3 protein-coding genes are annotated in these 2009 nt (G+C 69.6%); all 3 read left to right on the top strand.

All coding sequences use genetic code 11. From position 1 onward, the window contains the following. Window positions 1-490 (top strand): thiamine pyrophosphate-dependent enzyme (locus VGD93_RS14915; protein WP_395012957.1); only part of this gene is annotated, 490 nt, incomplete at its 5' end. A gap of 50 nt (window positions 491-540) precedes the next feature. Beyond that, window positions 541-1545, top strand: a complete 1005-nt coding sequence (locus tag VGD93_RS14910; RefSeq protein WP_395012958.1) for an alpha-ketoacid dehydrogenase subunit beta — start codon at window positions 541-543, stop codon at window positions 1543-1545. Continuing rightward, window positions 1545-2009 (top strand): biotin/lipoyl-containing protein (locus VGD93_RS14905; RefSeq protein ID WP_395012956.1); only part of this gene is annotated, 465 nt, incomplete at its 3' end. The genes VGD93_RS14910 and VGD93_RS14905, both read left to right, overlap by 1 nt.

Genomic DNA, 2009 nt, shown 5'->3' with positions numbered 1-2009 from the left:
GATCGCCGGCGGCGAGGCGACGACGTTCGCCGCGCGCGGCGTGGGCTGCGGCATCGCCTCGCTGCGGGTGGACGGCAACGACTTCCTGGCCGTGTACGCGGCTTCGCGCTGGGCCGCCGAGCGCGCGCGCAGCAACCTCGGCCCGACGCTGATCGAGTGGGTGACGTACCGGGGCGGCCCGCACTCGACGTCCGACGATCCCTCGCGCTACCGCCCGGCCGACGACTGGTCGCACTTCCCCCTCGGCGACCCGGTCACGCGGCTCAAGCAGCACCTGGTCCAGCTGGGCGCGTGGTCGGACGAGGAGCACGTCGCGACGCAAAAGGAATTCGAAGCCCAGGTGGGCGCGGCGCTGAAGGAGGCGGAACGCTACGGCTCGCTGGCCGACGGCCGCATGGCCGACGCGGCGTCGATGTTCGAGGACGTGTACAAGGAAATGCCGGAGCACCTGCGCCGGCAACGTGAGCAGATGCTGCAGGAGAAGCCGTGAACGCGCGCGACAAGGAACTGGCGGCCACGGCGGGCACCGCCACGCGCCGCATGACGATGATCCAGGCGCTGCGCTCGGCGATGGACCTGATGCTCGAGCGCGACCCCAACGTCGTCGTCTTCGGGCAGGACGTCGGCTATTTCGGCGGCGTGTTCCGCTGCACCGAAGGGCTGCAGGCCAAGTACGGCAAGTCGCGCGTGTTCGACGCGCCGATCTCCGAAGGCGGCATCGTGGGCACCGCGATCGGCATGGCGGCCTACGGGCTGCGTCCCGTGGTCGAAGTGCAGTTCGCCGATTACTTCTACCCGGCCTCCGACCAGATCGTCTCCGAGGCGGCGCGCATGCGCTACCGTTCGGCCGGCGACTTCACCGCGCCGCTCACCATCCGCATGCCTTGCGGGGGTGGCATTTACGGCGGGCAGACGCACAGCCAGAGCCCGGAAGCGCTGTTCACGCACGTGTGCGGCATCCGCACGGTGATGCCCAGCAACCCGTATGACGCCAAGGGGCTGCTCATCTCGTGCATCGAGAATGACGACCCGGTCATCTTCCTGGAGCCCAAGCGCATCTACAACGGCCCCTTCGACGGCTACCCGGACCGGCCGCTCGTGCCCTGGTCGGCGCACCCGATGGGCGAGGTGCCGGAAGGCTACTACACCGTGCCGCTCGAGAAGGCGTCGGTGTTCCGTCCCGGCAAGGACCTGACGGTGATCACCTACGGCACGATGGTCTACGTCTCCGAGGCCGCCGCGCGCGAGGCCGGCGTCGACGCGGAGATCATCGACCTGCGCAGCCTGTGGCCGATGGACCTGCCCACGGTCGTCGAATCGGTCAAGAAGACCGGCCGCTGCGTCGTCGTCCACGAGGCCACGCGCACCAGCGGCTTCGGCGCGGAGCTGGTCTCGCTGGTGCAGGAGAACTGCTTCTACCACCTGGAGGCGCCGATCGAGCGCGTCGCGGGTTGGGACACGCCGTACCCGCACGCGCAGGAGTGGGCTTATTTCCCGGGCCCGGCCCGCGTCGCCGCGGCGATGAAACGCGTGATGGTGGACTGATGGGCGTCCACGTCATCAAGATCCCGGACATCGGGGAAGGCATCGCCGAGGTCGAGCTCGTGGCGTGGCACGTCAAGCCCGGCGACGAGGTGGTGGAGGACCAGGGCCTGGCCGACGTGATGACCGACAAGGCGACGGTGGAGATTCCTTCGTCGGTCGCGGGCAAGGTGCTCTCCCTCGGTGGCGAGGTCGGGCAGTTGATGGCCGTCGGCTCGGAGCTGATCCGCATCGAGGTCGAGGGTTCTTCATCTCCCACCCCCGCTGGGCAGGGGAGGGGGAACGTGCCGGCACAGCCCGAATCGCCGGCGGTGCCCCCATCCCCACCTTCCCCCGGAGGGGGAAGGAGTGAAGACCGGGCAGAGGGAAGGAGTGAACCCCCGAAACCCGCGCGCGTGGAGGCGGATGTCACCGCCGTCGGCAAGCCGCTGGCCTCGCCCTCCGTGCGCCGCCATGCCTCCGAGCTC

It is taken from the genome of Devosia sp., assembly GCF_036406155.1.
Classification (GTDB): Bacteria; Pseudomonadota; Alphaproteobacteria; order Rhizobiales; family Devosiaceae; genus Devosia_A.
Note: the sequence above shows the minus strand (reverse complement) of the source record. Positions and strands in the feature narration are given on the sequence as shown.

Coding starts and splice junctions, on each gene's coding strand:
- VGD93_RS14910 (WP_395012958.1), top strand. CDS start 541: ATGACGATGATCCAGGCGCTGCGCTCGGCGATGGACCTGATGCTCGAG.